Source organism: Kutzneria kofuensis, from assembly GCF_014203355.1.
Classification (GTDB): Bacteria; Actinomycetota; Actinomycetes; order Mycobacteriales; family Pseudonocardiaceae; genus Kutzneria; species Kutzneria kofuensis.
The window spans coordinates 8,654,510-8,680,601 of record NZ_JACHIR010000001.1; the positions used below are offsets into that span (position 1 = coordinate 8,654,510).

The 26,092-nt window shown below is 70.1% G+C and carries 22 protein-coding genes and 1 pseudogene; 7 read left to right on the top strand and 16 right to left on the bottom strand.

All coding sequences use genetic code 11. The annotated features are described in order from the left end of the window. Positions 1-50: 50 nt before the first annotated feature. Both BJ998_RS39025 and BJ998_RS39030 read right to left on the bottom strand, forming a co-directional pair. Positions 51-1,007 (bottom strand): GNAT family N-acetyltransferase, encoded by a 957-nt coding sequence (locus BJ998_RS39025; RefSeq protein WP_221338287.1) that lies wholly within the window; start codon positions 1,005-1,007, stop codon positions 51-53. Positions 1,008-1,032: 25 nt separating this feature from the next. Next, complete coding sequence (locus BJ998_RS39030) at positions 1,033-1,332, bottom strand: alpha/beta fold hydrolase (protein WP_184868265.1); 300 nt, start codon at positions 1,330-1,332, stop codon at positions 1,033-1,035. 292 nt (positions 1,333-1,624) lie between these two features. Between BJ998_RS39030 and BJ998_RS39035 the strand changes: the two genes are divergently transcribed. The 4 genes from BJ998_RS39035 to BJ998_RS39050 all read left to right on the top strand — a co-directional run bounded on the left by BJ998_RS39035 (position 1,625) and on the right by BJ998_RS39050 (position 5,394). Beyond that, positions 1,625-1,906 (top strand): integrase, encoded by a 282-nt coding sequence (locus BJ998_RS39035; protein WP_246488746.1) that lies wholly within the window; start codon positions 1,625-1,627, stop codon positions 1,904-1,906. A gap of 511 nt (positions 1,907-2,417) precedes the next feature. Next, positions 2,418-3,665, top strand: coding sequence for an IS110 family RNA-guided transposase (locus tag BJ998_RS39040; protein ID WP_184859048.1), 1,248 nt, complete (start codon positions 2,418-2,420; stop codon positions 3,663-3,665). A 266-nt stretch (positions 3,666-3,931) separates the two neighbouring features. Beyond that, positions 3,932-4,471: an integrase core domain-containing protein gene (locus BJ998_RS39045; RefSeq protein WP_312890526.1), complete on the top strand. Its 540-nt coding sequence runs from the start codon at positions 3,932-3,934 to the stop codon at positions 4,469-4,471. A gap of 113 nt (positions 4,472-4,584) precedes the next feature. Continuing rightward, complete coding sequence (locus tag BJ998_RS39050) at positions 4,585-5,394, top strand: SAM-dependent methyltransferase (protein ID WP_184868266.1); 810 nt, start codon at positions 4,585-4,587, stop codon at positions 5,392-5,394. Positions 5,395-6,084: 690 nt separating this feature from the next. Here BJ998_RS39050 and BJ998_RS39055 read toward each other — a convergent pair. From BJ998_RS39055 to BJ998_RS39085, 7 genes are read right to left on the bottom strand one after another with little or no spacing between them, the layout of a single operon-like run. Further along, entirely contained in the window at positions 6,085-6,441 is a 357-nt protein-coding gene (locus BJ998_RS39055; RefSeq protein WP_184868267.1) for a tetratricopeptide repeat protein, read from the bottom strand. After that, positions 6,438-9,020 carry an Hsp70 family protein gene (locus tag BJ998_RS39060; protein WP_246489968.1) on the bottom strand — a complete coding sequence of 861 codons (2,583 nt, stop codon included), beginning with the start codon at positions 9,018-9,020 and terminating at the stop codon, positions 6,438-6,440. Before BJ998_RS39060 ends, BJ998_RS39055 begins: the two co-directional genes overlap by 4 nt. Beyond that, positions 9,020-9,562, bottom strand: coding sequence for a nucleotide exchange factor GrpE (locus tag BJ998_RS39065; RefSeq protein ID WP_184868269.1), 543 nt, complete (start codon positions 9,560-9,562; stop codon positions 9,020-9,022). Before BJ998_RS39065 ends, BJ998_RS39060 begins: the two co-directional genes overlap by 1 nt. After that, positions 9,546-9,992 (bottom strand): hypothetical protein, encoded by a 447-nt coding sequence (locus tag BJ998_RS39070; RefSeq protein WP_184868270.1) that lies wholly within the window; start codon positions 9,990-9,992, stop codon positions 9,546-9,548. Before BJ998_RS39070 ends, BJ998_RS39065 begins: the two co-directional genes overlap by 17 nt. Then, positions 9,989-14,845 (bottom strand): tetratricopeptide repeat protein, encoded by a 4,857-nt coding sequence (locus BJ998_RS39075; protein WP_184868271.1) that lies wholly within the window; start codon positions 14,843-14,845, stop codon positions 9,989-9,991. The genes BJ998_RS39070 and BJ998_RS39075 overlap by 4 nt, the downstream gene beginning before the upstream one ends. Further along, complete coding sequence (locus BJ998_RS39080; RefSeq protein ID WP_184868272.1) at positions 14,842-16,083, bottom strand: serine/threonine-protein kinase; 1,242 nt, start codon at positions 16,081-16,083, stop codon at positions 14,842-14,844. The genes BJ998_RS39075 and BJ998_RS39080 overlap by 4 nt, the downstream gene beginning before the upstream one ends. Continuing rightward, on the bottom strand, positions 16,080-18,857 hold the full coding sequence (locus BJ998_RS39085; RefSeq protein WP_184868273.1) for an AAA family ATPase: 2,778 nt from the start codon (positions 18,855-18,857) through the stop codon (positions 16,080-16,082). The genes BJ998_RS39080 and BJ998_RS39085 overlap by 4 nt, the downstream gene beginning before the upstream one ends. 136 nt (positions 18,858-18,993) lie before the next feature. On the opposite strand from BJ998_RS39085, the gene BJ998_RS39090 reads away from it, so the two are divergent. Both BJ998_RS39090 and BJ998_RS39095 read left to right on the top strand, forming a co-directional pair. Then, positions 18,994-19,344, top strand: a complete 351-nt coding sequence (locus BJ998_RS39090; protein WP_184868274.1) for a hypothetical protein — start codon at positions 18,994-18,996, stop codon at positions 19,342-19,344. 4 nt (positions 19,345-19,348) lie between these two features. After that, complete coding sequence (locus BJ998_RS39095) at positions 19,349-21,343, top strand: CHAT domain-containing protein (protein ID WP_184868275.1); 1,995 nt, start codon at positions 19,349-19,351, stop codon at positions 21,341-21,343. A 122-nt stretch (positions 21,344-21,465) separates the two neighbouring features. Here the strand turns inward: BJ998_RS39095 and BJ998_RS39100 are convergent, their stop codons facing one another. Next, positions 21,466-22,464 (bottom strand): proline iminopeptidase-family hydrolase, encoded by a 999-nt coding sequence (locus BJ998_RS39100; protein ID WP_184868276.1) that lies wholly within the window; start codon positions 22,462-22,464, stop codon positions 21,466-21,468. A 213-nt stretch (positions 22,465-22,677) separates the two neighbouring features. Continuing rightward, positions 22,678-23,691, bottom strand: coding sequence for a phage portal protein (locus tag BJ998_RS46815; RefSeq protein WP_312890595.1), 1,014 nt, complete (start codon positions 23,689-23,691; stop codon positions 22,678-22,680). 118 nt (positions 23,692-23,809) lie between these two features. On the opposite strand from BJ998_RS46815, the gene BJ998_RS39110 reads away from it, so the two are divergent. Beyond that, positions 23,810-24,112, top strand: a complete 303-nt coding sequence (locus tag BJ998_RS39110; protein ID WP_184868277.1) for a hypothetical protein — start codon at positions 23,810-23,812, stop codon at positions 24,110-24,112. Between the two features lie 19 nt (positions 24,113-24,131). Here the strand turns inward: BJ998_RS39110 and BJ998_RS48065 are convergent, their stop codons facing one another. The 5 genes and pseudogenes from BJ998_RS48065 to BJ998_RS48075 form a co-directional block, all read right to left on the bottom strand. Next, complete coding sequence (locus BJ998_RS48065) at positions 24,132-25,040, bottom strand: terminase TerL endonuclease subunit (RefSeq protein ID WP_312890596.1); 909 nt, start codon at positions 25,038-25,040, stop codon at positions 24,132-24,134. A gap of 71 nt (positions 25,041-25,111) precedes the next feature. Further along, entirely contained in the window at positions 25,112-25,498 is a 387-nt protein-coding gene (locus BJ998_RS48070) for a terminase large subunit domain-containing protein (protein WP_312890597.1), read from the bottom strand. Between the two features lie 24 nt (positions 25,499-25,522). Continuing rightward, the gene (locus BJ998_RS48855; RefSeq protein WP_281393455.1) at positions 25,523-25,654 is read right to left on the bottom strand and encodes a hypothetical protein; all 132 of its coding nucleotides are present in this window, start codon (positions 25,652-25,654) and stop codon (positions 25,523-25,525) included. A 161-nt stretch (positions 25,655-25,815) separates the two neighbouring features. After that, positions 25,816-25,866 (bottom strand): annotated as a pseudogene (locus BJ998_RS48860) (hypothetical protein); the annotation flags it as partial. Then, positions 25,866-26,027 (bottom strand): P27 family phage terminase small subunit, encoded by a 162-nt coding sequence (locus BJ998_RS48075; RefSeq protein WP_312890528.1) that lies wholly within the window; start codon positions 26,025-26,027, stop codon positions 25,866-25,868. The pseudogene BJ998_RS48860 and the gene BJ998_RS48075, both read right to left, overlap by 1 nt. Between the last annotated feature and the right edge of the window lie 65 nt (positions 26,028-26,092).

A 26,092-nucleotide genomic window follows, 5' to 3' on the forward strand; every position in this document is an offset into this window, starting at 1 on the left:
CAAGATTCTCCGGGGGCGGCGGAAGGTCGCGGGCGCGCTTCGTCGAGGTGTCACGCGGGGGCGGACAGGATCACCCGGACTTCGGTGTTGCGGTAGCCGGCGCGGTCGAACGCGGCAGCCATCGGGCGGTTGCCCAGGTCGGTGGTGGCGGTGATCCGGTCCGCGCCCTCGGCGGCGTGGAACCGGGTGATCTCCGCCAGGATCTCCGCGACGAGGCCCTGGCCGCGCAACTCAGGCACAACGCCGAGGTAGCCGACATTGCGGTTGTACGCGGTGGCCGAGGGGATGGCCAGCCCGGCCAGCGCGCCGTCGGGGGTGTGGGCAAGCCGCCACCACTCCCGTTTGCCGGGCCGGTCCAGGTAGAACTCCAACGCCTCGCGGGCGGCGGCCTCCGCGCCATGGGCCGCCTCGTTCTCGCGGGTGTGGGCGTCCAGGCTGCCCTCGGCCACCCGCAGCAGCGCCTGCAGGAACACCTCGTCGTCCGGCTCGGGGGAGAACACCAGCCGCCCGCCCGGCTCCGGGATACCCGCGTCGGGGACCCACTCGTATTGCAGCCGCTCGACCTCGGCGGTGAGCCCGGCACGGTGGGCCGCGTCCTGCCGCCAGGCCACGGCGGCGGCCATCGCAGGGTCGTCCCGCCAGCCGCCGGGCAGCTTCATGATGTTGTACAACGGCGGCCGCTGCGCGCCGGCGTCCAGGAACGCCTTGTGCGCGGCGGTGAGCAACTCGGCGGCGACGCCGGCGCGATCGGTGACGCAGTCGTCGGTGACCAGGCAATCCAGTGCCAGCGGGTGCTCGCTGTCGGCTTGGCCCCACCACACGGCGCGGGCGAGGATCCGGCCGCCGTCCTCGGCGATCCAGGTCCACTCCGGACGGTACTGGCGCTGGGCCGCCTCGGCGCGCCAGGCGTCGGCGGCCAGCCACCAGACCGGCTCGGTGACCGGGATGGACAGGGCGCGGTCCTGATCGGACTCGGTTATGGGGTGGAACAACATCTCACGGGACATCTGTGGAGCCTTTCGGGTCAGTGTCTCAGGCGCGTCGGCCCTCGATGAACTCAAGCAGGTCGGTGTTGAGCTGGTCGGCGTGGGCGGCGTACAGGCCGTGGGCCGCGGTCTCGTGCACCTTGGGCACAGCCCTGGGGACGAGTTCGGCGGTCTGTGCCCCGGTGAGCTCGAACGGCGCGTTCACGTCCGCCCTCCCGTGCACCACGAGGGCGGGGATGGTGATCGCGCGCAGGTCCGCGCGGTAGTCGGTGGACAGCGCGGTGCGCTGCTCTGCGACGGCGGCCCAGGGTGAGCACGTCAGCGACCGGCGGAGCTCGACGTCCATCAGCTCCGCGGACAACCTGGGGTTCAGGTCCCATGATCCTCATAGGCGAGTTGGGTTCCTTCGTGGGACTCAAAGAATGGCACTGCCTTCTTCCTACCGGTTCGACGAATTCCGCAAGCCGGCGGCCATCCGCGCAGCGTCGTGGTCCAGACCGACTTGGTCAGGTCAGGACGGCCACCCCGCTGGGCAGGGTTGTGTGGTCGGTGAGTGCGGACCTGTGGGGTTCCAAAAGTCGGTCCACGCGTTGGCCTGCGGAAATGGGCCCGTGACGGACAGGGCATGATCGCCAGCCATGGCGCCGCGTCTGCTCTATCTGATCTTCGTCCGGCTGGTGGGTCTGCTGGTGTTGCTCGGCCGCTCGTCGGCGTACAAGGACGTCGAGTTGCTGGTGCTCCGCCACGAGGTCGCCGTGCTGCGCCGAGGCAAGCCGAAACCTCGCCTGGACTGGGTCGACCGCGCCGTGTTCGCCGCGCTGACCCGCCTGCTACCCACGGGGCTGCGGCTGCACCGGTTGGTCACGCCGGACACGATCCTGCGCTGGCACCGGCGCCTGGTAGCCGCGAAGTGGACCTAATGACTCGTGAACGACCGCCGGTGACGCCTCTGAGTTACCCAGGGCGGTAGACCTGCGTCCAGGCCGGCGCACTGGTTGGTCGTTCTGGATGGTCGAGTGCGAGCAGGACGCCTTAAGTGGACCATGGCAGCAGCCTTCTTGGTGTAGACCGGCGCCTCTCGCCTCGACATCCTCCTCACTCGTTCCGTTGACGCCTGGCGATACCTCGGGCCACGAGCCCTCCAGCTAAGACCGCGCCGACAACGGAACCGGAGGTGGTGGTGGCCAGCACGGTCGCCACCGCCTCGTTGATCAAGATGGTCGTCGTGATTCGAGCCCGTCCGCACGGAGGACACCTCGTTGGCCGGGAGCCGCATGAGCTCTTCGTCGAGACCGGTGCCCGCGCGGATCGCTGGGATCGTGAACGGCTCAATCGGAGGTCAGGCCATAGAGCCTCGTCATTAGGGCGCCGCGCGTTCTCACCAGGGTCTCGTTGACCAGCACAAACAGCCAGTTCGAGGAGAAACACAGAGTGAAGGTGTTCTGCGGGATCGACTGGGCCGAGGACCACCACGACGTCGCCCTGATCGACGCCGACGGCGGTCTGGTGGCCAAGCGTCGCATCGGCGACTCCGCCATGGGGTTCGCCGAGCTGATGACGATGCTCGCCGACGCCGGCGACATCGCCGAGGCCCCGATCCCGGTCGCGATTGAAACCCCGCGCGGCCTGCTGGTTTCGGCCCTGCGCCAGACCGGCCGCCGCGTCTACGCCATCAACCCGATGGCCGTCGCCCGCTATCGCGAGCGCCACACCGTCGCCCGCAAGAAGTCCGACCACGTCGACGCCATGACGCTGGCCAACATCCTGCGCACCGACGCTCACGCCCACCGGCCGCTGCCCGCTGACAGCGACCTCGCCCGCGCCGTCGCAGTGCTCTCCCGTGCCACCCAAGATGCCACCTGGCGTCGCACCCGCGCCACCCAGGAACTGCGGGCAGTGCTGCGCGAGTACTACCCAGGGTTCCTGGCCGCCTTCGCCAAGGGCACCGTCACCAACCTGGCCAGCCCAGAGGCCCGCGCCGTCCTGGCTCTCGCGCCAACCCCAGCGGCCGCAGCAAAGGTGACGAAGACACAGTTGGCCGCCGCACTACGCAGGGCCGGCCGCCAGCGCGGCATCGAGGATCTGGCCCTCCAGTTATGCCAAGCCCTGCGCGCCGAGCAGCTGCGACAGCCACCTGCCGTCGAGGACGCGTTCGGCAGTCAGGCCCTCGCTCTGCTCGGCACCCTGAACGCCGAGTGCGCCGCCGTCGATCAACTCAGCCAGACCACCGCGGAACTGTTCCAACAACACCCCGACTACGCCGTGATCACCAGCTTCCCTGGCCTGGCTGACCTATCTGGAGCCCGGGTGCTCGGCGAGATCGGCGATGACCGCAGCCGGTTCGCCGACGCCCGCGCGCTCAAGGCATACGCCGGCTCCGCACCGGTCACGAGGGCATCCGGACGCAGCATCTCGATCACCCGCCGCACCGTGAAGAACGACCGGCTCAACGCCGCCGGGTTCCTCTGGGCCTTCGCTGCGATGGCGAAGACCGGGGCGCCCCAAGAGCACTACCGGCGTCGCCGAGAACGCGGTGACCGACACGCTGCCGCCTTGCGGCACCTGTTCAACCGCTTCCTCGGCCAGCTCCACCATTGCCTACAGACTGGAGAGCACTACGACTCGATCAAGGCGTTCGGGCCGATCGACGACACACCCGCCCAGGCCGCCGCAGCTTGACACTTAGCGAGATCGGAGGTCTACCCGCACCGGATGGGGCGTCCACTGATCGCTGAGGAGACTCGCAGCCTGGTTGTGCTTCTGGCGCAGGAAAATCCGTGATGGGGACACCGCCGGATCCAGGGTGAACTCTCCCGACTCGGTCACCGGGTGGGGGCCGGCACGATCCGCCGGATCCTGGGCCAGGCCCCCTGGGGCCGGCTCCCCGCAGTGCGGACACCTCGTGGCGGGCCTTCCTACACAACCAGATCCAGGGCCTGTTCGCCGTGGACTTCTTTCACCTGGACACCATCGGCCTGCGCAGACTCTACGTGCTGTTCGTGCTGGAGGTCCGCGCCAGGCGAGTGCACATCCTCGGCGTCACCGCACACCGGACCGCCGCATGGACCGTCCAGCAGGCGCGCAATCTAAGGATGGACCTGCGAGAGCGGATCGCGTCGTTTCGGTTCCTCGTCCGGGACCGGGCGGGCCAGTTCGCGGCCTCGTTCGACGCTGTCCTGGCTGGCGTGGGCAACAAGACGGTCAAGATCCCACCACGTTGCCCACGGGCGAACTGCTACGCCGAACGGTTCGTACTCACCGTCGGATCCGAGCTCACCGACCGCATGCTGATCCTGGGCCAGCGGCATCTGCGCATCGTGCTCACCGAGTACGTCCAGCGCTACAACGGTCGACGGCCGCACCGTTCCCGCGAGCTTCGCCCGCCTAGGCCGACGCACCCTGTGGCGAACCTCAACTCCCGGCGGATCACAGCGACAGCGAATCCTCGGAGGCCTGATCAGCGAGCACGAACGCGCGCCGTGTAAAACTGCTGGTCAGCGCCGGTCCGCCTATTCTCAGGGTCGCCCGTCGGGGTAACTGTCATGGCGATCGGACCTGTGCGTGCGGTAGACAATGGGGACTGCGAGGGAAGGCGAGCATGTCGGACACGATGAAGTGGATACCGGCCGAGGTCGATGCGGATGTGCCCAGCGTGGCCCGAATCTACGACTACCTACTCGGCGGCAGCCACAACTTCGCCCCCGACCGGGCCATGGCGGACAAGTTGCTTGCCGTGCAGCCCAACGTCGCCGACATCGCCCGCCGCAACCGCGCGTTCCTGCGCCGCGTCGTGCAGTTCATGGTGGAGGCCGGTGTGCGGCAGTTCCTCGACCTGGGCTCCGGCATTCCGACCGCGGGAAACGTGCACGAGATCGCCCAGCAGGCTGCGCCCGGTTCGCGGGTGGTCTACGTGGACTATGAAGGCGTCGCCGTAGCGCACAGCAAACTCCTGCTCGCCGAGAACGAGAACGCCGCCGTCGTGCAGGCGGACGTCACCCGGCCCGACGACGTGCTGGGCGCTGAGGAGACCCGCCGCTTGATCGACTTCTCGCAGCCGGTCGGCCTGCTGGCCATCACCATCGGCCACTACCTGCCGCCGGCTTCTGACCCGGCTGGGGTGTTCGGTCGGTACCGCGATGCCGTCGCTCGCGGAAGTTACCTCGCGCTCACGCATCTGACCGACGACTTCACCAGCCTGCACGGTGACGAGATCGTCGAAACGATGAAGAGCACGCAGAACAACGTGTTCCCTCGGACGCGGGAGCAGGTGCTCGAGCTGTTCGGTGATTTCGATCTGGTCGAACCGGGGCTGGTCACGACCTCGCGGTGGCACCCGGACTACGGGGTGGCACCGGCGGTCGACCCGGAGGAAGACGGTCTGTACGCGGGCGTGGCCCTCAAGCCATGAGACTCGAGCGTGCAGCGACTCCCTGACGTCGTCGGCTGGACGCCCGGCGACCAGGAACCTGGCGGGCGGCTGTAGCTTCGCCGAGGAGTACCTTGCCGAAAGCCGGACCTGGTGGCGACGCGGCTGGCCGGCGGATCCTCGACGCCGGTTGAGGCTCGGGCGCTGGGATCGGCTATGTCCCCCGAGACGGTGATTCGCTCGACTGGACAGATTGCCGACACCTCGGGCGCGTCGCTCCACGGTTCCGGGTCCAAGGGGTGGTTGTCGTCTTAAGTCTCGGCGGTGACCGAGACAGTTCCGAGGTGTACGCCGCAGGTGACTGCCACGAACCCGGGGGCCGCGGCCAGCAGCCCGGTGGCGTCGGGGGTTGACAGGGTGCCGGCGTTGGACAGCGGGCTGTTCGGATGGTCGGGGTCTGCGAGCCAGAACAGGTTGTCGGTGACGAAGGCCGTTCCCGCGATTCAGTTGCGCAATGTGGCGGGCATCGACAACTCCCTAGCTGGGTGAATAGCGACGGGCTGGGGGCGGCTCCGCGCCGGCGCCGCCCCCCACGACAACGTTGCTCCTGGTCAACCTATCCCGGACACTGCGAGAAGGGCGGACCTGCTGGGCAATCTGCTGGTCGGTGACACCGGACCAGCCACCAGCCACCCGACTCCACGCCGTCACCAACGTCATGCCCTCAATCAATTAGTGGTCCGCCAGCCGGGCCAGGCCCTCGGTGGCCAGCGGGTCGCCGGGGGAGCGGTCCAGGACCGCCTCCCAGTTGACGCGGGCCGCCGCGTGGTCGTCGAGCTGGAAGCTGGCCAGGGCCAAGGCATTGCGCGCCACGACGTCCAGCGGGCACCAGTGCACCACGGCGGCGAACAGGTCCCTGGCCGTGCCCAGGTCGCCCGCCGTGGCAGCGGCCAGACCCCGATTGAACAAGTGGTCCGGATACGCCGACAGGCGGGCAAGGTGGCGCAGCGGCGTGCCGCAGCGGACGCACGTGTCGGCGTCCGCCGCGTTCTTCGTGTGGCAGTCGGTGAGCGGGCAGCGGACCGTCACGGCGTCGCCTCCACGGGCAGCGACTCGACGTCGTGGGCGCCGGACAGCAGCACGTCCCTGATCTGCTTCAGCCGGCGGTGGTGTTGGGCGATCCGGGTCTGCGTCCGGCCCGGATCCCGCCCGGCATCACGTTGGCACTCCGCCAGATCTCGCATGATCTCGGTGATCTCGCGCGCGAAGTCCGCGCGTCCCTTGGACTCGGCCAGGCGCATGACCTCGCCGCGAGCCAGGTGGGTGACGGCGGCCGCGGCGTCGGCCACGCGCTCCTCCTCGGAGCGGTTGTCCTTGCCCTCGGGGGTCTTCTGGTACTGCCCGTCGAGCCACCGCAGGATGCCGTACAGCTGCTCGATCGCCTCCCCGTAGGCCCGCTGGTCGCGGTTGCGGTAGGCCCGCTCGCCCTGGTCGACCTGGACGTCGATCGACTTGGCCAGCTCGTGCTCGTCGTGCGTGATGGCCGTGCCCACCACCGCCTGGCGGACCCGGTGGTTGAGTTCCCGGCACTCCGTGACGATCGCGTCGAACTCGGCCTTGGGCGGCACCAGCGTGATCTCGACGACCGCCAGCGAGTCGATGATGAACTCGAGCTCCTCCAGGTCGTGCTCCAACTGCACCAGGTCGTGGTTGCGCCACGCCGTCTCCAGGCTGGCCATCGTCATGTCCCACTTGGCCTCGGCCACCGCGCGGTCGCCCGCCTTGAGGTACAGCACCGAGTTGGCGAACCGGTTGGCCAGCTGATCGATCTCGGCCCGGGTCGGCTCCGGCCGCGGCGGCGCCTGCACCAGGCGGGCATCGAACTCGGTGCCGCCGACGGCACCGCGGACGGTGATCATGCTCTTGTCATCGATGTGCACGTCGAAGCTGATCTCGGCACCGCGCGGGGTGCTGGCCGGCACGGGCACCTCAATCACCTGCACCCGGCGCCGGTGCTGGTACAGCGGGAACAGCACCTGCTCGGTGCTGCCTGGGTGCTGGAAGCTGAACCGCGCACTGGTCGGCAGCAACGCCATCGCCGGCACCAGCTCCTTGACGTGGGGCCGGCCGGCGCGGTTGACCTGAAGCGAGAAGGCCTTGTTCAGGATGGGCGGCGAGGTCTCCCCGCCGTCCGTGCCGAGATCGTCGTCCTGGGTCACCATGCGGGCGGTGGACATCACCTTGTCGCCGTCACGGTCGTACAGGTCGAACGACAGCAGGCTCTCCGCCCCGGCCTGCACCGGCACCCGGGTGAAGCGGAAGACGCCGTCGGATCCCAGGTCGACCTCGTCGTCGTAGCCGCCGGTGCTCAGCCGGATGTGCCCGCCGTCCAAGTGGGTGTCGGCGGTGAGCGCCTCGGCCCGGCCCGCGACCACGGTGGTGGTCGACCCGGTCGCCCCGGTGCCACGGAAGGAGACCCGCACCGTGCGCTCGGGGTTGTGGCTGCGCAGGCCGCCCACCGCGGACGCGCGGATCGCCGCGCCCAGCGCCACGATGGTGTCGACCTTCTCGTAGACCGGTTCCGCGCAGCGGGCCCCGTCCGGGCCGCACAGCTCGCGGGTGACCATCTCGCGCACCAGCGGCATGTGGGTGGAGCCGCCGGCCAGGATCACCTGGTCCACATCGGACAGTGAGATGCCGGCGACCTTGCCGGCCAGCTCCATCACCTCGTGGCAGTAGCCGATGGTCCGGGCCACCACCGGCCGGGCGACCTCCTCGAACTCGGCCCGCTCCACCATCCGGTCGATGATCACCGGCGTGCCGTCCTTGTCCCGCACCGTGCCGCTGTCCCGGAACATGAACAGGTCCTGAGTGGACAGTGCCTGCTTGACGCCCTCGGCGAGGAACTTCAGCTGGGCGAACCGGATCTTGTCCTCGTCGTCACCGGCCAGGTCGAGGTCGAGCGCGTAGCCGTCCTCCACCAGATACTCCTGCAGCCAGCGGGCCATCTCCGTGTCGACGTTGTCGCCGCCGAGCATGTTGTTGCCGCTGATGCCCAGCACCTCGAAGGCGCCCGCGGTGCAGCGGACCACGCTCGCGTCGAACGTGCCGCCGCCCAGGTCGTACACCAGGAACGTGCCGTTCTCGGTCTTGCTGGACCAGCAGTGGTAGCAGGCCGCCGCGGTCGGCTCGTGCAGCAGGTCGAGCACCTCCAGCCCGGCCTTCTCGGCGGCGCGCCGGGTGGCCTCGATGGCCGGCTGGTCGAAGTACGCCGGCACGGTGACGATCGCCCGGTCCACCTCCCACGACGTGTCGGCCGTGTCCCAGGCGGCCACGTCCTGCTGGATCTGCCGCTTCATCTCGGCCAGCACAAGCGAGGACACTTGCTCGGGCGTCATGTCCTCGTCGGTGACGCGCACGGTCTCCTGCCGTCCCATCAGCCGCTTGACCGACCGGATCGGCGCGGGGTTGGCGCCGACCCGCCGGGCCGCCAGCCGCCCCACCACCAGCTCGCCGCTGCGGGGGTCCTTCCACACGCAGCTCGGCGTGGTCGCGGTGTGCCTGTCCCGGTGCAGCACGATGTCCGTGTCGGTGCGGTCCATCACCGCAACGGCGCTGTTGGTCGTGCCGAGGTCGATGCCGACGGCCTTGCTCAGGATCTGCTTCATCACGCGCCCTCTTCGTCGCTGCTGTGCCCCTGCGCGGGTTCGCCCATGACCACTCGGCCGAGGCGAACGACCTCGGCGCCATGCCGGATGATTGGTTCGACGGTCTCGGCCACGACCTCGTCGTGGAAGTCGGGTCCGTGCCGCCAGCCCACGACCTCGACCGCGGCGGCCACGTCGCGGAACGGCTGCCCGACCGGGTCCACCACGGTCAGGCCGGCGCGGTCGAGCGCGGACAGCATCTGGTCGCAGACCACACGCAGGGTGCGACTGGTCCGCTTCAGGCCGGCGTCCACCATCGCCTGGTCGTGCTCTTGGAGTACGGCCGAGAGCCGGAACACCAGCGCGGCCTGCTCCGCCGCCTCGGCCCGGGCCGAGGCGGCGGCCTCGGCCGACGCGGCGCGTTCGGCCGTCAGGTCCCGCCGGCAGCGTTGCAGCGCTGCACCCAGTTCCGAGGCGGGAGACTGTAGTTCGACCGGCTTGCCCACCGGCCGCGGGTGGAAGGCCGACCAGTCCAGGCCCACTGCGTCAGCCGAAGAGGACATGGCGCACCTCCACCGGCGGCGTGTCCCAAGCGGGTTGCACGGGTGGATCGGCCAGCGCGGCCGGCACGTCCGGCTCCGGCGTGGCCAGCACCTCGTCCACAGCGAGTCCCACCACGGCCAGCAGGTCGAAGTCCTCACGCCGCAGCGGCACCACGCCCTCGGCGATCGCGGCGAAGTCGACCGGGTTGCGCTTGTGCTGGTGCTCGAACGATTCCCACTCGCGGTCGCGGTAGTCGCTGCCGGGCGCCTCCAGCAGCTCGTGTCGCAGCCGGCCGGCGGGGTGGGTGATCAGGTCCCGCTGCGCCTCGACGACGGCCTGCCGTTCGGCGTCGCTCTCGGCCAGCTCGGCGGCCTCGCGGGCGCGCGCGACGATCGCCTCGGTGGTGGCGTCCGTCGGTAGCTGCAGCACGTGGAAGGGATTGCGGTTCACAGGCCGTCCTCCACCTGTCCGAGATTTCGTCGAATGGTCGTGTTCCCGGGTGCCAGCCGGACGGCTTCCTGGAGCAGTTCCCGGCTCCTGGCCAGGAGGTCCTTGCGTCCGGTCCACGCCTGCTTGCACGAGTCGCACAGCCAGGCGGTGTGGTCGTTCCAGAAGTCGGCGACGCGGACCCGGTACTCGCGCCGGTCACGGACCTGGAGCGTCACGAGCTGAACCACGACCTGCCGGCCGAGGTCCTTGTCTCCCTTGCAGACCGCGCATGTCGTGCCGAATGTGGGCCGCTTCGTCCGCAACAGCAGGTTCGTGATGTCGGTGAAGTCCGGATCCAGGGAATAGAGGCCGTTCTGGTTGCGGACCGCCCGCTCAACCGCCGCCATCACCTCGCGCAGCGCCGTCTCGAACTTCACCGGCACCTGTTGAGCCTCGTTGGCCAGATCGACGGCACGGCTGTTGAGCACCATGGCCATCTCCAGCGTGTGGTCCTTGTCCGCGGCCGCGGTTCGCTTGCGGACCAGATTCCTGGCCGCCGCCCACTGGTTGTCGCGCAGCGCCATTTCCAGCTCCACCACGGCCAGCTTGCCCTCGATGACGTCGCGCCAGGTGGCATCGGGCGAGAGGTCCAGTGCGCGTCGCAGGTCGGCGCGGGCGGTCTTCAGATCCTTCTTCTCCACGGCGCGCGCGGACCGCTGGAAGTACACCCGAGCCAGCAGGCCCCGGCGGACGTCATCGCCGGGCCCACCCGGGTCGATGGCCTTCAACACCTTCAGGGCCGCGTCGAGCTTGCCCGCCTCGATCGCGTCCACGGCCTCCTCGAAGCGCTGGTTGACGCGGGCGGCCTTCGCGTCTTCGAGCAGCTCCGCGGCGTTGTTGTTGCTCGGGTTCCAGATCAGTGCCTGGCTGAACAGCGGAATCGCCTTGGCCGGGTCGCGCGTGGCGAAGCCACGCAGCATCAGGTGCTGGGACAGCGTCTGGTTGCCGGGGTCCAGCACCTTCTTCTGGTCGCACAGCGGTTCCAGCTGCCTGGCCACCTTGGCCGCGGCCTGGCACACCTCGGCGAGCCGGTCCAGGTCGCCGTCGCCGTAGAGCGCCATGCACCACTGGTTGTACCAACGCAGCGCGGTCTGCAGCACCGGCCGGACCGGCACGCCCAGCCGCAGGAACGGGCCCAGGGTCTCGATGCCGCCCTCGTAGTTTCCGTTGAGGCCCTTCAGTTTCGCGATCGCCGCCGGATCCTCGACGACCTTGCGGGCGGCGTCGAGCAGGTCGCCGATCCAGCCGTCGAGCACCTCGCGCGCCACCGCGGCGATGTCGGCGAACCGCTTCGGATCGCCGGGCGCCGGGACGTTCAGGTGGAGCTTGTCGAGGGTCTCGTCCACGGCCGTGGCGTCGGCGCAGTCGATCAGGCAGCGCAGGTGCGGCGCGGCGACGTTCGCGGCCTTGGCGGTCAGTGCCCGCTGCCCGCGCGTGGCGTGTTCGGACAGCAGCTCCCGCATCACCTCGGTCCGCAGCCGGTCCTGGTCGGCCCGGACGTCCTCGCGTTGTCCGGCCCAGAACTTGGGGCTGCTCAACAGCCTGGCCCACAGCATGGTCGCCGCCACCAGGGGCTTGACCGCGTTCGGGTCGGCCAGCGCCCGCTCGCGGAACAGCACCGCCACGGCGTGCCGGAGCGGCACGGAGGCACCCCGCACCGGCAGGAACTTCTGCCATGCCTCCAGCGCGCCATCCCGGTCCTGGTCGAGCAGGGCGAACAGAAGGATGCCGTCGGTGTCCACGGCGCGTTCGAACACGCTGAACCGGCCCGCCGCCTCGCGTGTTTCGTCGGCCGGGAACAGATCGCCGATCAGCCGATCCACGCACCATCCGAACACCAGTCGCTCGGCCCACATCACGAGGGGCGACTCGGCCGGTGCGCCGGCGCGGAGGTACGCGCGCAGCCGTTCCATGCACAGCAGCACCCGCGTTTCGTCGCCGCGCTTCTGCGCGACGGAGAGGGCATGGTGGATGGCCCCCCGACTCCGCTTCGACTCCTGGGGCGCGTGCAAGGTGTCCTCGACAAGGTGGGCGATCTCGGCCTCGTCGATCACGGTGAACCGGGGCGTGGTGCTCGCCGCCACCCGGGCGGCCAGCAGCAGGTGGTCGGCGGCGCGCATGTCGTCGCCCTGCCGCTTGGCCAGCACCGCGCGGTGGCACAGCACCGCGACGTACTCCCCCCGCGTGGCCGGGTCGTCCGGCAGGTCGATTGCCTTGCGCCAGAAGGGATCGGCCGCCTCGTGGTCGCCGATGCCGGCCAGGTGGCGGGCGGTTGCCCGCGGATCGTCCATGTCGTCGGCGACTTGGCGGACCAGCCGGCTCAGGTAGTCGGGCACCCGTCGGCTGCTGACGCCGGCCTGGAGGTGGGGGAGTGCGTTGCGCAGGTTGACGATTCCGGTCAGATCCTGCTCACGTAGCAACGGCATCAGGGTCTTCACGGCCAGCGCCGGGGCCTCGTCCGCTTGCGCGGCCGCGACGAGCAGCCGCATGACCGGCGACCAGGGCTCGGGCGGCTGGGCCGGCGTGCCGGCGAGCGCGTCGGCCGCCTGGCGACAGAGCCGGGACTCGACGGTGTCGTCCTCGGGGACCGACCGCAGCGCTCGCAGCGCATGGGCGGTGTCCCCGGCCGCGAGGGCCCGCTCGGCGATGACCAGGGCGGTTGGTACGCCGGTGACCGCGATGTCGGTGTGGCCGCCGCGTGCGGTGCGGGCGGCGGCTAACTCACGCATGCGCAGCGCGTCGGGATTGCCGGTCGCTAGGGCGAGTTCGTCCAACAGGGCGGTCAGGGACGCGGCGCGGTCGGTGTCGGTCGTTTCGAGGGCCGCGTTGGCGATGACGGCCGCGGCGGCGCGGATGCCGGCGGCGGGCGGTGTCTGCGCCTGAGTCAGCACGCCGACGAGATGCTTCGCCGCCGGCACGCCGTCGGTGGGGTCGTTGGTCATGACCAGCGCCGCCGCCCAGGTGAGCCAGGTCGGGCGCCCGAATTGGTCCGGGTGCGAGGCGGGGTGTGGCCCCGCGGGTTCGGTGCCGGCGGCGACGGCGGTGGTCCACCACAGCAGGGCGGCGTCGCGCGGCGCGTCGTCGTCTTGTGTCGCGGCGGCACGGAACTCCTCGGCCGCGGCGGCGAAGTCCTTGCCAGCAAGGAGAAGTTGTCCGCGGGCGTAGTGGGCCCGGTCGCCCAGCGCGGTCAACCGGGCCGGCGCGGTGCCGGGATCGGCCCAGGCCCGAAGGAGTTCCATCGTCGGGTCCGTACGCTGACGCAGCCGATCCAGCCGGGATGGATCCCGAGTCAGCACCGACAACACCAGGGCTGCCCGCGCGTACCCCAGGCCGTCGGCCGCATGTTCGATCAACCCGTTCTTCGACCAGGCAAGGCCGGACCACAGCAACTGGTCGGCCAGCGGCAGCCGGGTGAACCATCGGTCGTCCACCCACTTCGCGGTGTCATCCGGGTTCGCCGCGGCGATGCCCGCGGCCACGCCGCCGCGCACCCGCTCCAGCCTCGCCGCGATGCTGCCGCGATTCTGCTGGTCCGGCACGGGTAACGCGGTTCCGGTGCGGATCAGGGTGGCCCGCGCCTGCACCAACGAGGCGGTGATCGGGTCGGGGCTGTCCGCGGTGATCTTCGACTGGACCGCTTCCGCCGTGCCGGGATCCGCCTCCATCAGTAGCAACCCGACCGGCCACCGCTCCGACGAGTGGGCCCCGTCGAAGCGCGCGGCGACGCCGTCGCGGTCGCCGAGCAGCAGCAGCGCCCACGCCGCGTGGTAGTTCCAATCGGAACGATTGGGGTGGCGGTCGGCCAGCGGCACCAGGATCCGCGCCGCACCTGGCGCGTCGCCCTCCAACAGGTGCGCGCGGCCGATCGCGTAGTCCAGCCAATCTCCGGCCTGGAGGCGGAGATTCAGCGCTGCCAGCCGGGAGGCGGTCGACGGGCAGAGGCCGGCGACCTCGGCGTCGTCCAGCCAGCGCAGCACGGCGCTCAGCTCGGCCAACTCGCCGACCACGCGGGGAACGGCCCGCTCGGCCACCACCGTCGCGATGCGGTCGTGGGCGCCCGCCCGCAGCCACGCTGACACCAGGCCGACCAGCGCGGTTTCGCTTTTGTCCTGTTGCCACGCCGATTCCAGTGGCGCGACCGCCACGTCCGGATCGTCGACGAAGAACAGGGCCGCGAAGCCTCGCGCGAGGTCGATCCCGGGCACCGCCACGCCACGGTCCCGCAGACCGTCGGCCAGCTCGCCGGCGACGGCGATCCGATCGGGGTGGTCGTCGAACCCGATCGTCATCGCCGCCGCCAGGATCGCGACCATCTCCGGCTCGTCGGCCGGCCTCGCACCGGCCAGATGCTCGACGTAGACCGACCAGAAGTTGCGGGTGGCGGCACCGCGGCGGGCCAGCTGCCGCGCCACCGACGCTCGTGCCGGCGCGGGCAGGCTGGCCCACCAGTAGAGCGCGGCGATCCGGAGGTTGGCGATGTCGTGCTCGCCGCGGGCGTCCCGGGTAGAGATCAGCGCCGACCAGGCGTCGGCCAGGCCGAGCCGGCCGCGCGACCGGTCGGCCACCACGGCGCCCCGCGCCTCGAGATCGCTGAGCTCGTCGGAGGTCGCGCCGCCGGTCGCGAGCACACTGGCGACGTACGGCGGCCAGAGCGTGGCCAGCGACCGGGAATGCGCGACGAAGTCCCGCTGCAGGTCGAGCAGCAGCTGCAGGCGGCGGATCCGGTCCGGCTCGGCCAGCGCCTCGGCCCACCGGTTGCGCAACCGGCCGCGGCGGGTGAATCGGCCGGCGAACGACCGTTGTGGTGTTGTCATCGGTTGCCGTTCTGGTCCCGGTCGCGCAACGACTCGAACCGCGCGGCCTGGAACTCGTTGCCGGCCCGGCGATAGGCCTTGGCCAGCTCGGTCAGCAGTCGCACGCGTTCCCGGGTGTCCCGCAGCAACGCCGAATGCTCCGTCATCCCCCACGCCTCCCGGAGCCGGCGCGCGGCCAGCGAGTGCTGGTCCAGCTGGCCGAGCAGCTCGGCCGACTCGCGCAGCAGGTCGAACCGGTCCCGGCCGGACGGCGTTGTCGCCAGCGCGGCCTCGACGTTGTGCAGGCGCTGCCGCAGGCGTCGGGCCGGCTTGCCGTCGGGTGGCGGTGCGGGTTCCTCATCGGGCACCGGAGTCTCCCGGGTGAGCGCCGCGAGCACGTCGGCCGCGTCGGCAAAACGCTCACTCGGGTGGTGTTTGAGGCACCGCAACACGATCCGGTCGAGCTTCCGGGTGACGGTGTTGTTCGACGTGGACGGGCGCGCCACCGGATGCCGCTCCTTGGCCTCGCGCAGCCACGCCTCCTGCCCGGCGTCGGGCAGGTCGATCGGCGGCACCAGGTCGCGGAACGGGTGGTCCCCGGTCAGCGCCTCGTACATCAGCACGCCCAGCGAGTAGACGTCCGAGGCCGGCGTGGCCCGCCCGGTCGCGGCCTCCGGGGCCATGTAGTCGACCGTGCCGGCCACGCCGCTGGCCTGCTCCGACTCCTCCGGCCGGACCGCCAGGCCGAAGTCGATCAGCCGCACCCGGTTGTCCCGACCGAGCATCACGTTGGCCGGCTTGAGGTCGCGGTGCACCAGCGGACGGTGCAGCCGGTGCAGCGCGCCGAGCGCGCCGGCGATCTCGGTCGCCCACGTGGTGAGCTGGCCGGCGTCGAGCCGACCCTGGCGGGCGATCCGCTCGGCCAGGCTGATGCCCTCCACGTACTCCATGGCCAGGAAGGCCCGGCCGTCCGGCTCGGTGCGGCCGGCGTCGAAGACGTGCACCAAATGCAGCTTGGCCGCCGCGTCCATGATCTGGTCCATGGCGTCGGCCAGCAGGAAGGCGTCGCCGAGCAAGTCCACGGCCTCACCGTCGCTCAGCCCCTCCCGGTGCGAGAGCTTGACCGCGACCCGGCGCAACGGCTCGCCCAGGGCGAGCTGGGTGCTGCGGAAGACCGCCCCGAACGCGCCCTCGCCGAGAAACTCCTCCAACAGATAGTTGCCGACGACCTGACCCTCGAGGTCGCGGGTACGCGTCACCGCTGGTCCTCCCGCGAGAAGACGACGTCGACGCGGTTAGTGTTCGGCTGGTGGATCAGCTCGATCCGCTGGCACGCCAGGTAGTCCTGGGATCGGCTGGTCGCCGCGCGCACGATCGGGTCCTCCACCAGTTCGGCGATGAGCTTGTCGACGATGCGCCCGCCCTCCTTGCCGCCCGAGTCCCGGTTGCGCGCGTGCGCCACGGTCGCGATGTGCTCGACCACGCTGTCCGGCACGACGAGCCGCTTCTCCCGGCTCTCCGACCAGAACCGCTCCCGCCGGCCCAGCATCTTGCGGGCGATGCCGGCCATCGCGGCCCGGTCCAGCGGGTTGAACACCACGACCCGCCGGATCCGGGCGAGGAACTCCGGCGGGAAGACCGGTTCCCGGGTGGCGGCGTGCTGCACCTTGGTCAGGTGGTTGCGGACGTTGCGCTCGATCTCGGACCGCTCCACCTGTCGGCCGAACTGGTCGGCGATCAGATCGGCGCCGGCGTTCGAGGTCATGATGAAGATGGCTCGGTCGGCGTGCGCGCGCACGCCCCGTTGGTCCTCGATCCAGCCCTCGTCGAACAGGTTCAGGAACGGCTTCCACACGTCCGGGTGCGCCTTCTCGGCCTCGTCCAGCAGGAACACGCAGTACGGGTCGGCGTTCAGCTCGTTGATCAGCCGGCCGCCGCGCTCGTGCCCGACGTAGCCGGCGGCCACGCCGATGATGCCGGTCACCGAGTGCCCCTCGAGGAAGTTGCCCATCGTGTAGACCTGCAGCCGCTTGGACGCCGAGTAGAACCGGGCCAGCGCCTTGGCCAGCTCCGACTTGCCCACGCCGGTCTGGCCGGCGAAGAACAGCACCGACCCGCTGCGCAGCCCGAACTTGATCAGGCGCAGCTCCTCGGCGACCGCCTGCACGGCGTGGTCCTGGCCGATGACGTCGGACCGGAGCGCGGCGGTGTAGTCCTCGCCGGCCGCGGGGTCGACGCCGGACAGCTGCCCTTCGGGCACACCGGACAGCTGCGACACCACGCGGGTCACGTCCTCGGCGGTGACGGCCTTGCGGTCGCTGCCCTGGACGGTGCGTTCGAAGTCGAGGTCCTCGCAGGCCCGCCGCAGCACGGAGACGGCCTTGCGGGGGAGCCGGTCATTGAGGATGTAGTCGGCGCACAGGCCGACCGCGCGCTCGACGGCCTTCGGCTCGATCGCCAGCCCGAACTCCGCGGCCAGGGTCTCCGCCGTGTGGGTGACCATGTCCAGCGCGGTCTCCCGGTCCGGCTCGCGCAGCTCCACCCGGGTCACCAGCGATCGCATGGCGTGGTCGCCGGCCAGCAGGTCCTCGTAGTCGGTGGCGTCCATGATCCCGATCAGCTGCACCCGGCCCTCCTTGAGCACGGCCCGCAGCAGCATCCGGTTGTCGGCGGCGGACTCGCTGCGCAGCAGCTGCCCGAGCCCGTCGAGGCAGAGCACCAGGTCGGTGCGGCCGGCCACGTGCGTGAAGACCGCGGCCAGCTTGCGCCCGCTATCCACGGGGGCGACGTCGCGACCGTCCGCCCATACGAAGCGCTTGTGCCGCAGGAACGCGATCTTGCCGCCGGCGGCGCGCCGGGCCAGCTCGCGGACCAGCGCGGTGCGGCCGACCCCGCCGTGGCCGGTGATCAGGACGTGGTTGCCCGACCGGCGGAACAGGGCCCGCGTGATGGCCTCGATCGGCTCGTCCAGGTGCGGCGCGGCCGGAATGCCGTCTGTACGGGCGGTGTGCGTGAGATCCTCGGCCGGCAGCAGATCGCCGGGGATCCGGAACGCCACCTCGGGCGGCGGGTTGCCGCGGACGTCGCGCAGGAACTCTTCCAGCTGACGGCGCGCGGTGGCCAGGTTGAGCCGCAGCGGCTCCCGCTCCAGGATCGACACCAGCCGCGCCGGCGGATCGGCCAGCAGCGCGCCGAGCAGATGCTGCGGCCCGATACGGTCCACCTGCCACAGCTCGGCCAGCCGGTGGGCGGCGTGCAGCAGCGCGACCGCGGTGTCGCCCAGGTCGGCGCGGCGCAGCTGGAGCGGATCCTGGGCGCGCTCGGAGATTCGCAGCGCGTTGGCCACTGCATCGGCCACCCGGGCCGGGCCCGCCTCGGCTGGCGCCTGCAACCGCACCAGCCGCTCGGCCAAACCCTCGGTCTCGCCGAGCAGAGCGAGGAAGACGTGCGGCGGCAGCACTCGGTCGAAGCCCAGCTCCGCAGCCCGCACGCACGCGTTCTGCAGCACCACCCAGGCCGGCTCGGTGAACAGTTCGGAGCGCAACCGCCCGGACGCCCCCTCGAACAGTTCGGCGCTCGGCGTGACCGCCAGCCGGATGTGGTCACGCAGCCCGCGGACGGCCAGCTCGGTGTCCAGGATCTTCAACTGGACGTCCAGCTGCCGAAGCACGTGCACCAGCAACAACTCCAGCTCGACGCCCGCGGCCGTGTCGCCGTGGCGGGCCGCGTCGAACTCGTCGAGCGCCCGCAGCGCGGCGGCGGAGAACCGCTCGCGCCGGCCGTCGAACTCATCGGGCGCGGAGCCCGGCGGATTATGCAGGTCGATGATCTGCCGCACGTGATCGACCTCGGCCTCACCGTCCAGCGCCATCGTGACGGCGGTCAGCACCTGCCGATCGCCGGATGACAACGCAGCGGCCAGGAAGTCGCTGGGGCGCACCGGCGCCGTCCGGCGGTCGATCGCGGCCAGCACCACCGACTCGGTTCTGGCGTCCAGGCCCGCGGTGCTCAGCAGGCCACCCTCGAACAGCACTCAAAACCCCAGTCCTCGACGACGTCGATCGACCGCAATGATGCGGCAACCGGCGGGCCTGCCGCCCAGCAAACGGCCGAAATAGGCCATCCGAGGGTAGTGGTTCGCGTACTATCCGCAGCTCATGGAGACTCGGATGCGCTTGGCCGTCCTGCTGGACGAGGCGGGCGACGCGGACCTGGCCGAGCTGACCAAGCTGCTGCGCGACGCGGGCGCCGCAGAGGTCGAGCGACCGCGTTTCGGTGAGCCCAGGGATGGCGTCCGGAGCGTGGACTCGGAGATCGCCGACGTGGTCGCGACCGTGACGCCCGCGATCGGGCTGGTGGAGCGGATCGTGAAGGCCGTTCGCGGCTGGCTCGGCCAGCGCCCGCGGCGCACCCTCAAGATCGTCATCGGCAAGGACAGCATCGAGCTCACCGGATACTCCACCGCCGCCGAGGACATGCTGGTGCGCGCGTTCGTCGAGCGCGTCTGCGAAAGGGGCTAGCGCGGTGGCCGAGCTGCGCGTGAGCGTGCAGGGCGCGCCCGCCGACCTGACCATGACCTGCAACTACGAACTCCGCTCGTCGACCGCCGATGGTGCCGGTTCGCTCCAGCAGGAGTACGTGGTGGAGCCCTCGCCAGACCTGGTCTCGCGGTCGTGCAAGGAACTCGACCGGATCGTTACCCAGGCGGTCGGTGCCAACCAGATCGGGGCCAGCTCGAAGGGCGCGAACCCGACAGCGCGGCTGGTTCAGATCGGGTCGCTCCTGTACAACGCTCTGTTCCCATCGGCCGACGGCAGCATTCCCGAGCTGGTCCGACGGTTGCGGGAGACCGAGGGGCCGCTGCTGCTGCGCACCAACGAGTCGGCGATTCCATGGGAGTTGCTGCACGACGGCGAAGATTTCTTGGCGATGGGGCGCGACATCGGTCGGCACCCGCACGTGACCAAGCGGGTGGTCGCGGGCCGCCGCCTGGACGCGATCGGCCGGGCGCTGGTCATCGGCGACCCGCTCGGCGACCTGCCGGCGGCCCGGGCCGAGGCGGAGCGGATCAGCTCGTGGCTACGGGATCGGGACGTCGAGTGCACGACGCTGATCGGCGAGCAGGCCGACACCCTCGGCGTGCACGGCGAGTTGGCCACCGGCACCTACGACCTGCTGCACTACTGCGGGCACGTGGTGATGGCGGAGGGCACTCCGTATGCCGGCATGTACCTGCACGGCAAGGACCTGTTCGACCAGCGCTCAATGAACAACCTGGACGCCCATGGCGCCCCGCCCGTGGTGTTCGTGAACGGGTGTGCTTCGGCTGACCGGCTGGCCAACCTGTGCGTGCCGTTCATGGTGAAGGGCGCGAAGATCGTCGTGGGCACCCGGCACCCCGTCGGGGACGTGCCCTCCCGCGAGTTCGCCGAGCGCTTCTACACCGAGCTGGTTGGCGGCGCGACCGCCGGCGGCGCGGTGCGGGCCGCCCGGCGGGCGCTGCGGGACGCCGGCAAGATCGAGTGGGCGTCGTTCGTGCTCTACGGCGATCCCGCCACCAGGGTCGCCGTCGGAGAGCCGCCGCGCCCGACGCCGCAGCGTCCACCGTCCGAAGTAGACGGATATCGGATGGACGGTGAGGCGCGGGCGGTGATCGATCGGATGGTGCGCAACGCAGGCCCGGCCGGCTTCGCCACGTCGCTCGAGTTGTTCCTGGAACTGATGGCAACGGATGTGGTGCGGGGCCGGATCACCGCCGCGGTCGGCGCAGAACAGCTCACCGTGGCCACCTTTGCCACCGACCTGTTGCGCACCTTCCAGGGCACCATGCCGGCGGGCGGGGCCGACTCCGACCGGACCGTGAAGGTGTCCGACACCGTCACCACCGTGCTGGTACGGGCCGAACGCGCCGCGCAGGCGGCCGGGCGCGACACCATCACCGTCACCGATCTCATCGACGAGTTCGTCGCGGTGGGTGGCGGCACGTCCGGCCCGCTGCTGGCGATGATGGGGATTCCGTTGCACAGCCTCGGCAAGGCGGGCGCTCAACCGTCCGTGCCCCTGCCGTCCGCACCACTACCTGGCCCAACGCGGCGCGACCCCGCCACCGCGGATGCCTTGTTCGACGAGGCCGGAGACATCCGCGCGGACCGTGTCGATCCCGATGTCGCCCGCGCGATCCGCACGGCCGGACTGTTGGGCTCACTCAGCGGCAATCCGATCTCCAGCGGCCTGCTGCTCTATGGCCTCGCCGCCGCCGGCGGCGGCACCCTGTACGACGCGCTCGAACGTCAGGGCGACGCCGGGAAGGCCGCGATCGAGTCGTTGACACCGGCCCGTCGGACCCGGCAGAACCGGTTCTCACCGCGGCTGCGGAAGACGCTGCTGGCCGCCCTAGAGGATGGGCAACGTCTCGACGAGGCCGCGGTGTTGCGGCAACTGCTGTCGGAACCGTCGTCGGCGCGGGAGATGCTGACCCGGGCCGGGGTCGACGTCACCCGTCTGCTGGCGGACCTGTAGTCAGGTGACAGGGGCCCTCCCATGTCGCTGCGACAAGGGCACGGCTGGTCCTCGCTGCGCCTGTTCTCGCCCGCGCAGTACAGCTTGCCGTCGAAGATAACGGCAGCAGGGCCTGTTCGTTGTCATGTGTACCAGCCGACGATCGGATCCCAGGCGGTCAGAAATGACGTCAGGGCGTGAAGGTAGGCCTGTTGGTCCTCCCACATGGCGACGTGCGCGCTGTGCGGGAACTCGACCCGCTCGGCGCGCGGAAGGAGCCGCTGCAGCGTGTCCGTGCAGGGCTCGGCGAACTCGTCGTAGCGCCCGCGCGTCAGCAGAACGGGATTCTGGATGCAGGACACCTGCGACGTGCGGTGCCAGGAGGCGAGGTTGCCGGTGACGGATAGCTCGTTCGGCCCGCCCATCGTGGCGTACACCTGGTTGCCGGCGAGGTTCGCGGCGCTGCGCAGCAGGGGCTCGGGATACGGGTCCAGGCGGCACAGGAAGTTCCGGTAGAAGACGTTCACCGCGTCGAGGTACTCGGGCGCGGTGAAGTCGCCCTTCGCCTCGTAGTGGTCCAGGACCTGTTGCACGTCGGCGGGAAGGAGCGTGCGCAGATACCGGGTGCCGGCAACGAACTGTGCGGCGCTGGCCGAGGTGCTGGACAGCACGACGGCGCCGACGCCGCGCGGTGACCGGCGCAGCAGGTACTCGATGGCGAGCCAGCCGCCCCACGAGTGCCCGTACAAGTGGTGTCGATTCAGCTTCAGGGCACGCCGGACCGCGTGGACCTCGGCGACGAACCGGTCGATCGTCCACAGTGACGGGTTGTCGGGCTTGTCCGAACGACCGCAGCCGAGCTGGTCGTAGAACACGACCGCCCGGCTGGTGGCGAACTCGCCCAGCGGTTCGAGGTAGTCGTGTCCGGCACCGGGTCCGCCGTGGAGGACCAGCAGCGGGGGACGCCATCCGCTGCCGACAACGTTGACCCAGACCCGGCCGCCGGGGACGTCGACGTATCGTTCTCCCGGCCGGAGATCTTGTGGGGCACCGAAGGCGGGCGTGGCAGAAGCGACCACGGACATGGCTCCGCCGACCGTCAAGCCGGTGGCCGCCTTGAGCACCTCGCGGCGGTTGATCATTGTAATTGGCCCTTTGCTCTCGTTTTGTTTGCTCGAGCCCGAGCCGTCGCATGTGGACCTGGATGACTCGGGTCGACCGTGGCTGGCAGAAGCTTGGCGACCTCGGCGGGGCGGTGGGAGACGCCAGGATCGCGGTCACCTCCGGTGGCCGCGACACCCACTTGCTACCTCTACACTCGTGGCGGTGGCCACGCCGTGCACGGCGGAAAGGCGTCACTGGCGCGAATCGCCACATACGCTGACAGCGTATGGCGCTCGACAATTCGATTCGGCGTCGTGATCAGCTTTGGCGATCAGCAACCGGTCCAACAGTTCGCGCCGCAGCGTGCCGATCATCCGTTCACAGAGCGCGTCCGCTCGCGGAGCTTGGGGCGGACTGCCCGGCATCCGGCTACCCTCGGCGGTGAACACTGCCTCACATGCCGAGGTGAACCGCGAGTCCCAGTCGCAGCAGGTCACCGAAGCTGACCGATCGCCGAGATGCATCAGTGCGTTACGAGCCGCCTGTCCGCGACGTGGTCGGCGCGCGCAAGGCAAGGCGTGTTCGTGATCTATGTCCGGCTGCGGGACAGGTGGATGGTGTTCGGCCCGTCCTCGGCGCCCACGGATGGCACGCGGCGTGTGCCGCATCGCGAGGTCCTCTGTCGCCGTCGCCCGCGTCGGTTGGGCGCAGCGGTTCGGCAGGTAGAGCGTGGCGTTGGTGGGTGCCAGGCCGATCACGGTGCCGGAGTCGTCCTCGCGCCACCGCTTGAGCGCCGCCCGCAAGATCCGGGTGCGCGGGTCGAGTTCGACGTGGACCTCCAGCGGCGACTCCACGGTCACCAGCGGGGTGCGCGCATCGTTCTCGTTGGTGCCGACGGCCGCGAACGCCCGCCCCATCACCAACGCGTCCACATGGGCCTGCTGGGCGTAGAGGTCAAGGCGGTTGGCCTGCCAGATCCGCCATAGTTCCTTGTCGGCTTCGTCCTTGCCGCCCATGCGGAACCCGGTCAGGTCCAGCCGTTCGTCGAGGCTGTCGACGACTAGCTCTGGCCAGTTGATCACGACCTGCCGCACCCGCTGATCCAGCCGCTGCAACAGCTCGGGGTGCATGTAGGACAGGGGTTGCTGGCCCTCATGGTAGGCGTCCAGCACATCGAGATCGGGAATCTGTGCACCGTGAGCTCGGATTAACCGCAGTAGCCAGCCTAGGTCGTCAAGTCCACTTTGGATGGTTGGGATCGTTATGGCTGATCACCTGCCAAGCTTCACCATGAGCGGCAACTTCTGTGTCAATCTCCAAGAGGACGCGAGGTCGACGTCTCGTGTTGCTAGCGTTGAAGAAAGTCTCGACGAGGGAGGAAGAATGCGAGGCATCTGGGGAAAGCTCGGTATTGTTGCGACCGCAATCACAGCCTGCGTCGCGGCCGCCGTGCCGGCGTCCGCGGCCACGACCCGCAACGTGCAGATCGTCTGCGGCAAACATCTGTTAAACGGCGACGCCTGGTACGGAAACTGCTCATCAAGCGCGCTCGGAGTCACGTATTCAATGTTCTGGGATGGCAATGTGCCGCGTTGCGCGCTGCTTGCGGGTTGGGAGGACCGTGACCTCGGTTTGGCCGGTCCGCCCTACGGCGTCGACTACGACAACATCCACGTCGGATGCTGAAGCTCGGTTAGCAGGGGGCCTACCGGAGGAGTCTGTTCCCCTCCGCAGGCTCCTCACCCCATGACGGCCATGCGTGATGACTTGCGCAGCTTCTGCCCGCGCAGCCGCCATCCGCCATGGCGGTGATCGGGACGGCGTCGATGCGCTTGCCGGTCTTCCCGCGCTCGGGCTTGTCCGGACGGATCAGATCCGGCTCACCCGCCGGGGAGGGCACTTCCACGTTGTCGAAACACCACGCGGCAACACAGTTTGCGTGATGGGACCAGGCGCGGGAGCGGGTCAGGGCCATCACCTCGGTCATGCCCGGCGTCAGTCCGCGGTAGGTCTGCGGCACCGGGCACATCGGCGCCTTCGTGCGTTTCTCCAGCCGCTGCCGGACCGGTTCGCCGGACCACTCGTCGTAGGACATGTCCGCGACCCGCAGCTCCGCGCAGTCAGCGGAGATGTCGGCCTCCACCGTGTCGTAGTCGATCACCTCGCCCGGCGTGACGGTGATCCAGCCGGCCTTGGCCCAGCGGCTGACGCGGTGGTCGGTGTGCTCGTCGAGGAACTTCACTGCGGCCTCGGGCAGCCAGAACCGCCACACCACCGATGGGTGCCCGTCGACGCCGTCCGGGACGAGCAGGCACCACGCCGTGAGGTCCAGTTTGGACGCCAGGTCCAGGCCGCCCCAGCTGGGGCGGCGGGGGAGCTGGGCGCGCAGCCGCGCCGGCTCGGTGGGTTCGGTGCCGGCGCACAGGGTGTAGAGGTGCATCGGCATCCACCGAGTGGACTGCTGTACCCACTGGTTCAGGCGGTACTGCCGGAACGAGTTCTCCCGGGCGGGGTTGGACAGGAACCAGTTGCGTTCGTCCCAGGGGACGGCGTCGTCGGGGACATTGCGTAGGTAGACGAAGCGGTACGGAGCGCGGGCGGGATCGTCCTGGATGCGGACGCATTCGTCGTGCTCGGACTTCGCGAACGACTAGGAGCCGTTGCCGGCGGTGGTGGCGGCGACCATCAGCGGCTGCATCCGGGTGCCCTGCCGGTCCGCATCGCTGACCACAGCTCGCCGTTGGGCTGGGGCAGGACCTCGTCGAAGATGATGACGGAGGGGTTGTGGCCGAGGTTGCCACCGGCATCAGCGGCGACGATTTCGTAGTAGGAGCCGGTCTTGTCATCGACGATACGGGCGGCGTGCCCAATCACCCGCAACCGGCGCGACAGCACCGGGGAGAGCCTGACCATGCGGGCGGCGACATCGAAGACCTTGCGGGCCTGCGGCTTGTCGAGTGCGCACCCGTAGATCTCCGCGCCCTCCACACCATCAGCCATGAGCAGGTACAGCGCGATGAACGCCAGCAGCTCGGACTTGCCATTCTTGCGGGCGAGCTCGATCCAGCCGATGCGGAACCGGCGGACGTAGCACTCCTACTCCTCATCCCAGCGGACCTCGCCAAACAGCGGAGCGACGATCTCCTCCCGCTGCCAGTCCGCCAAGACAAACGGCCGGCGGACCCAGCGGTCCTTGGTGTGCACACAGATCTCGTGTGCGAACGCCACCGCGTGCAGCGCACGTGGCAGGCAGCGATGGTCACCGCGCTTACGGCAGGTGTGCCCGTCGAAGGTGTGCCCGCAGACGGGCAACCGCGGCCGCCATCGACCACCTCGGTCTTGATCTCTTGACGGTCGGACGGGGTCAGCCCGAACCTCGCGGCGTACTGCAGGAAGGTCCGCTCGGCCTCGCCCTGCACAACGAGGGCGGGGTTCTTCATCAACCCGGACCGCCTTGGACCAGCAGCGCTGAGCCGTTCACCAGCTGCGTGGCGGCCCGGTAGCGGGCCAGCGCCTCGCACATGATCAGGAACGCTTCCGCGTCCCACGCGGTCAGCACTTTGCAGCTGATCAACCCCGGCGCCAAGCGCTCCCAGATCACCCGAGCCGCGTCGGAGGCCCAGTCCGGGCACAGGAGATCCGTCTCGGGCGGGACGGGCTCGGCGT